At 56.0% G+C, this 6,520-nt stretch carries 6 protein-coding genes and 1 pseudogene; 5 read left to right on the forward strand and 2 right to left on the reverse strand.

Annotation, left to right across the window (positions count from 1 at the left end; translation table 11 throughout):
* A partial coding sequence (locus K5905_RS24395; RefSeq protein ID WP_297588889.1) for a hypothetical protein occupies nucleotides 1-381 on the reverse strand: 381 nt, incomplete at its 3' end.
* A gap of 227 nt (nucleotides 382-608) precedes the next feature.
* Between K5905_RS24395 and K5905_RS24400 the strand changes: the two genes are divergently transcribed.
* Together K5905_RS24400 and K5905_RS24405 are read left to right on the forward strand one after the other, a co-directional pair.
* Nucleotides 609-1,175, forward strand: coding sequence for a recombinase family protein (locus tag K5905_RS24400; RefSeq protein WP_297588892.1), 567 nt, complete (start codon nucleotides 609-611; stop codon nucleotides 1,173-1,175).
* Between the two features lie 81 nt (nucleotides 1,176-1,256).
* Complete coding sequence (locus tag K5905_RS24405) at nucleotides 1,257-2,567, forward strand: hypothetical protein (RefSeq protein WP_297588893.1); 1,311 nt, start codon at nucleotides 1,257-1,259, stop codon at nucleotides 2,565-2,567.
* Nucleotides 2,568-2,775: 208 nt separating this feature from the next.
* Here the strand turns inward: K5905_RS24405 and K5905_RS24410 are convergent, their stop codons facing one another.
* Entirely contained in the window at nucleotides 2,776-2,970 is a 195-nt protein-coding gene (locus K5905_RS24410) for a hypothetical protein (protein ID WP_297588895.1), read from the reverse strand.
* A 184-nt stretch (nucleotides 2,971-3,154) separates the two neighbouring features.
* Here K5905_RS24410 and K5905_RS24415 point away from each other — a divergent pair, with 184 nt between their 5' ends.
* The 3 genes and pseudogenes from K5905_RS24415 to K5905_RS24425 form a co-directional block, all read left to right on the forward strand.
* Nucleotides 3,155-3,346 (forward strand): hypothetical protein, encoded by a 192-nt coding sequence (locus K5905_RS24415; RefSeq protein WP_297588897.1) that lies wholly within the window; start codon nucleotides 3,155-3,157, stop codon nucleotides 3,344-3,346.
* A gap of 138 nt (nucleotides 3,347-3,484) precedes the next feature.
* Nucleotides 3,485-5,506, forward strand: coding sequence for a class I SAM-dependent DNA methyltransferase (locus tag K5905_RS24420; protein ID WP_297588899.1), 2,022 nt, complete (start codon nucleotides 3,485-3,487; stop codon nucleotides 5,504-5,506).
* Nucleotides 5,503-6,520: pseudogene (locus K5905_RS24425) on the forward strand (hypothetical protein); the annotation flags it as partial. The gene K5905_RS24420 and the pseudogene K5905_RS24425, both read left to right, overlap by 4 nt.

Genomic DNA, 6,520 nt, shown 5'->3' on the forward strand with positions numbered 1-6,520 from the left:
GGGAAGCGATCCATCCGGACCCTTCAGCACAATAAATTGAGGCTCTAGTGCACCTGAAATGTATAAAACAAGACTGCGAGCTTTTTCTAAGTTAGCATCAATATCTTGTTGCTCATCGCTTAAAGATAATAATTGTGACGCTCGTGCGCGTTTGAGAGAATTTGACAATTTCTCAGCTATTTCAGCAGTCGTAAGTCCATTGCCACGCAGTTTATGAACTTGGTCTCTTAGATGGGTATAAAGATTCTCAGCCTCACCGTAAGGAACACCATGGCGCCCCAACTCATTCATTAACTCTGATTTAAAGGCCGTGAATTTTATCCACATAAAGATGATATACGCCGATATCAGCAGGCCAAAAGCGGCAAACAACCATTCCATCATCTACTCCTTTTTCACAAACACGTATCATTAACCCCCTATCTTAACTAGAATATTTTCATTTATGTTTCTGATACAGCCAGATTCGTCGCGCAAGGCGAGGTCATATAAGCAGGCCCTAAAGAATCCCTCTAGCGGCTTCCCAGAGAGCGTCACACACGTTGGGTTTGACTTTTGGATCTCAGTGATGCACTGAGTTTATGACTCTTGTGGATCATAGGTGACCAATGAAGATCGGATACGCACGCACCTCGACTGCTGACCAGGAAGCGGGGCTAGAGGCTCAGGAACGCGACCTCAAGAAGGCTGGAGCAGAACGCTTGTTCTCGGAGCAGGTGAGCTCTGTCGCTACTCGGGACCAACTCAAGGCCGCCCTCGATTACCTCAGGGACGGAGACACGCTGGTTGTCACCAAGCTCGACCGCCTAGCACGGTCTGTCCGTGACCTGATGGACATCGTGGAGACCATCGAGGCCAAGGGCGCAACGCTTGAGATCCTTGAGATGAACCTCGACACGGCTTCACCGACCGGCAAGCTCATCCTTGGAGTGCTCGGGTCTGTCGCTCAGTTTGAACGCGAGATCATGCTAGAGCGTCAACGCGAGGGGATCGCCAAGGCCAAGGCCGAGGGGAAGTACAAAGGGCGCAAGCCGACCGCACTGGCTAAGAGCGAGACCGTCCTTCAGATGCTCTCAGAGGGGCACACGGAATTTCAGGTCGCAGAGGCCCTGTCCATCTCTCGGTCATCCGTCCAGCGGATCAAGCGCAATCAGGTGGCGACTTCAGACGCTTAAGGGACTGCAGTGGGGACCTTTGTGGGGCTGATGGGCTGGTATATGTCGAGGCGGTCATGATCTGCCTGAGATGAGTTCCTAGTGACCCCACAAGCCTCTGAACCCGTTGTCCTTCGCGCTGAAGGTGACCACTACCTTGACCCATGGCTGACGCCTCAATCCGACACCATGCAGGGGATCATAACTGAAGCCATCTACCAGCTTGAGAAGTACGAAAAAGTCTACGGACTACGCAAACGAAAGCGTAAGACTGCTGATCAGGCGAGCATGGAGCAAGCTGTCACGGCCTTGATCTGCGCTGCTACGGTCCATCTCCTGTCTCAGCGCCCTGGGGGGCTTAAGGTTTCACGGTCTCACAGGACGCTTAGGAAGGATCGCTACAAAACGCCTATACACAGCTCCAAGCTCGGCCACTTCCTAAACGTCTTGATCGCCCCTGAGATTCCTTGGTTGAACCAAGTTCTTGGTGTCCAGACCTCTGCCAGCAATGCACCTGTGACGACCATCACAGCGGGCGAGCGTTTGATCAACCGCATCCAAGAGCACGGCATCACGCGTGAAGACGTCATCAGGGGCGAAGGCGGCGAGTTGATTGAGCTGAGAGAACCTAAGGGCACCCGTAGCGAGTCCAGAGGCAAACTCATGAACTACCCAGAGACCAATCAGACCTGTGCGTGGCGTCGCCAGATGCAGGAGATCAACCGCTTTCTGATGAAGGCTGAGTTGAGCATCGAAGGGGCTGTCGGTACCGACATCTGGGACAGACGTCTTCGCCGTGTGTTTAACAACGGAGACCTCGAACAAGGAGGGCGTCTTTATGGCGGCTTCTGGCAACCCATGCGCAAGGCGGAACGCTTCAGGCACCTTCGCATAGACGACAAGCCCGTCATCGAACTTGATTATGGACAGGTCGCGACAACCATCCTCTATGGACGTAACGGTCTTGAGGTGCCTGAAGGCGACCTCTACGCGATTGAAGGCAAGGCGTACCCTAGAAAGGGGATGAAGAAGGTCCTCAACGCCCTTCTGTATACCTCAGAGCCACTTACGACCTGGCCTAAAGACACTGTTGACCTTTTCAGAGACCCTGATAGCGGGGAGCACCCTCCCTTTAGAGACGTCAAAGAAGCCTTGATCAAGAAGCATTCCAGTATCAGCTCTTCCTTTGAGACAGGGGAAGGAATGAGGATCATGTTTTTGGAGAGCCAGATCCTTATTGATGTTCTTGAGACACTGAGGTCTGAGGGCATTACGGCCCTCCCCATCCATGATGCGATCCTGGTCGCTAAAGGTCATGAAGGCTTGGCCAAGAAGGTCATGGTGGACTCATTCCTTAAGGTCACTGGAGTGACACCTAAGGTGACCTTGGAATATCAGGCTCAAGATTCCTGATCCGTCCACCTCTCAAGAAGGACAACTGAGGAGTGATAACTCTAGGCAACCTAAGGGACTCCTATAGTGGGAGTCATAAGAAGGGTGTCTGTTCATGACCTCTCGTCGTCAGTCTCGAAGGGAAGATGTCCAGAGGAGACTTAAGACCCTTTCAGCAGACCCCAAGCGCTGCATCGTCCTTGGGTGCCCTGAGCCCACTCGGGCCTCGTCAGGGGATGGCTTTGACCAGCGTCTGTGTCGTCGTCATGCTGAGCACCTGTCTACGCACGGCAGCGCCTTCAGGAAGACCTACACGGCCAAAGAGCTGGCTCCGGGAAGGGCCAAGGCGAAGGCCTGGCTTAAGGCGAATGTCGACACCGAGGCTTGCAAGATCGCCAAGGAACGGATCCGCATCCTCTATCACTCTGCAGGTCCTCTGGTGCCCGCCTACAGGCTTAAGGGCATGCCGCCTAAGGAACGCAGCCGGAAGGCTTGGGCACGCCTCAGGGAGGCTCTGATCGCCCCTGAGCGCATCCTAGAGGCGTGGCTTGCGGTCTCAGCGACCATCGCCACTGATAACGAGGCTGACACGCGTCCTGAGTTCCGACGTGTTCAAGCCGCCAAGATCGTCCACAGGCTGGCCTCAGGCACACACAAGGTCTGGCGCACGCCTGTCTCAGGAGATCACAGAGCGCCTCGACGTCTACCCGCGCTCCAGAGGGCGTGTCCTGAGGCATCTTGGTGAAGACATCGAACGAGCCTGTGAGACCCTGCCAGACTTCTCAGGGCTGAATGGCTGAGTAGGTGACGCTCGAGGCATTCGTCTTTTAGGCATACGGACATTCCTGAATAACAAAGACTTGTGCACGTCAGCTCCCTTGCCAATCAGTTTCGATTGGGCATCATTCGACACAATCACAGGGGGAAGAACTGCGTCCATGACTCCAACGCCAACAAACGTGCAATCGCTCGCGAACTTCGCCTGGTCCATTGCTGAGCTTCTCCGGGGCGACTTCAAGCAATCTGAATATGGCAAGGTCGTCCTGCCCTTCGTTGTCATGCGTCGCCTGGACGCCCTCCTTGAGCCGACCAAGGAAGCCGTGCTGGCTGCAGCTGCTGGCCTGCCAGAGGACATCGACGAAGAGACACGGCGCATGATCCTGCTTGGTGCGGTCGAGGGCGGTGTGAAGGTCTACAACACCTCGCGCTTCACCTTCGCTAAGATCAGGCAGCAGGACGCAGAGCAACTCCACGCCAATCTGGTCGACTACATCAGCGGCTTCTCGCCCGATGTGCAGGACGCCTTCCTTGAGAAGTTCCTGATCACAGACCAGCTCAAGCGCCTCAAGGACGCCGGGCTGCTGTGGAAGGTGTTTGAACGCTTCACCGACCCCCAGATCGACCTTCACCCCTCCAAGGTCTCAAACCTTGAGATGGGTTACCTCTTTGAGGAACTGATCCGTCGCTTCTCGGAGATTTCCAACGAAACCGCAGGGGAACACTTCACCCCCCGCGAGGTCATACGCCTGATTACTGACCTACTTGTCGAACCTGATAAGGACAAGCTGAACCAGCCTGGCGTGATCCGTCAGGTCTATGACCCCGCCTGCGGCACCGGGGGCATGCTCGCGTTGACCGAAGAAGCCCTCAGGGACATCAACGACAACATCCAGGTCGAACTCTACGGTCAGGAACTCAACGGGGAGTCCTTTGCGATTTGTCGCTCCGACATGCTCGTAACAGGTCACGACCCTGACCAGATCGCCTATGGCAACACCCTGACCCAGGACGCCCATCCGACGCGCAAGTTCCATTACATGATCTCAAACCCGCCCTACGGCGTGGACTGGAAGAAGTACAAGGAACCTATCGTCAAGGAAGCCGAAGACCTCGGCTATGAAGGCCGCTTCGGTGCGGGCACGCCGCGTGTCTCAGATGGCCAGCTTCTCTTTCTTCAGCACATGATCTCGAAAATGCGCGAGGATGAGGCCGGCTCTCGCATCGGCATCGTCATGAACGGGTCTCCCCTGTTCACGGGTGGCGCTGGGTCTGGAGAGAGCGAGATCCGTCGCTGGATGCTCGAAAATGACTGGGTAGAGGCCATCATCGCCCTGCCCACGGACCTCTTTTACAACACCGGAATCCAGACCTATGTGTGGCTCCTGTCCAACCGGAAAGCGGCCCAGCGGCGCGGCAAGGTCCAGCTGATTGACGCCTCTGGCGAACGCTTCTGGAAGCCCATGCGCAAGAGCCTCGGGTCCAAGCGACGGGAAATCCCTGACGAAGCGCGAGAGGCTATCCTTGAGCTCTACTCGGCTTTTGACAAAGCGGGCCCTGGGGTCTCCAAGGTCTTTGACACAGAAGCGTTTGGGTATCGTGAGATCCGGGTCGAACGCCCGTTGAAGCTCAACTTCCAGGCCAGCGAGGAGCGCATCGCGCGGCTCGACCTGGAGAAACCTTTCAATCGCCTTGAAGACAGCGAACAGGCCGCCATCAAGGCCGCTCTGGGCAGCATGGCGGACACCCTGTGGAAGGACCGCAAAGCCTTCGAGAAGGCGCTCAAACAGGCCCTGAAGGCCGCTGACGTGAAACTGGCTGCTCCCATCAAGAAGGCCGTCATGAACGCCGTGTCAGAGCGTGACGAGGAGGCCGCTGTCTGTCTCGACCCCAAGGGCAACCCTGAGCCTGACACGGATCTGAGGGACACTGAACTAGTTCCGCTGGGTGTCGACTGGGAAGCCTATGTCGCGGAAGAGGTCACGCCTTTCGTGCCGGACGCGTGGGTGGATACGACCGTGCGCGACCCCAAGGACGGCGAGGTTGGCCGTGTCGGCTATGAGATCAACTTCAACCGATACTTCTACCAGTACGTCCCGCCGCGTCCGCTTGAGGAGATCGACGCGGAATTGAAGGCGCTGGAGTCGGAGATCGCCGGGCTTCTTAAGGAGGTCGCGGCGTGAGATCAGCAGCTGAGAACCGGCTACTCATTGAAAATGAGCTTCCGCCCTTACCTGATGGCTGGAGGGTTGAGCGGTTTCGTTTCCTGTTCAGCGAGAGCAAGGAGCGAAACGGTGCAACCCCTATCGGGGACATGCTCTCGGTATCTGAATATCGTGGCGTCGTGCCGCGTGAGTACGAGCATGAGGAACATCGCAGGAGCGACCAAGAGCTTGAGAACTACCGCGTTGTTCGGCCGGGCCAGCTAGCCGTCAATACCATGTGGCTCAACCACTTGGGGCTCGGGATTTCAGACCATCTCGGACACGTCAGTCCAGCGTATGCGGTCTATCAACCGTCAAAGCAGCTGGATGGACGGTTTGTCCATCATCTTTTGCGCTCGCAGTTCTACCTGAAGATCTACTTGCGTTACTTGTACGGCATCAGGCCCAACTCGTTCCAGATCAAGTCGGACGACTGGAAATCGATCCCGGTCATCCTCCCCGACCTCCCCACCCAGAAGGCCATCGCGGCATTCCTCGACCGGGAAACCGCCCGGGTCGACCAGTTGATCGAGAAGAAGCAGCGGCTGGTGGAGCTGTTGGGGGAGCGCACCAGAACCAAGCTCTCCAACCTCTTACGTGGTCAGGGCCTCGGTTATGAAGTCAAACCAAGTGGTTATGAGGCGCTGGGGTTGATCCCGTCACACTGGCAGGCAACACGTCTACGATATTGCTTGAAGCTTCTTTATGACGGCGTTCACGAGACCCCTGAGTATACCGACGAAGGCATTCCGTTTCTTCGTGTAACGGACATCACAGGCGGCAGAGAAATTGATTGGGATCGCGTCCGGCGGATAAGCCCAGAGGCGTATCGGTCAATTACACGTCGGAGAAAGGCTCAAAAAGGTGACCTGCTGCTGTCGAAGAACGGCACAGTCGGCATTCCAAGATGTGTGACTTGGGACGAAGAGTTCGCATTTTTTGTCAGCCTAGCTCTGATAAGACCAAACAAGCGGATCAGTTCCCAGTTTCTTG

The organism is Roseibium sp., assembly GCF_025698965.1.
GTDB lineage: Bacteria > Pseudomonadota > Alphaproteobacteria > Rhizobiales > Stappiaceae > Roseibium.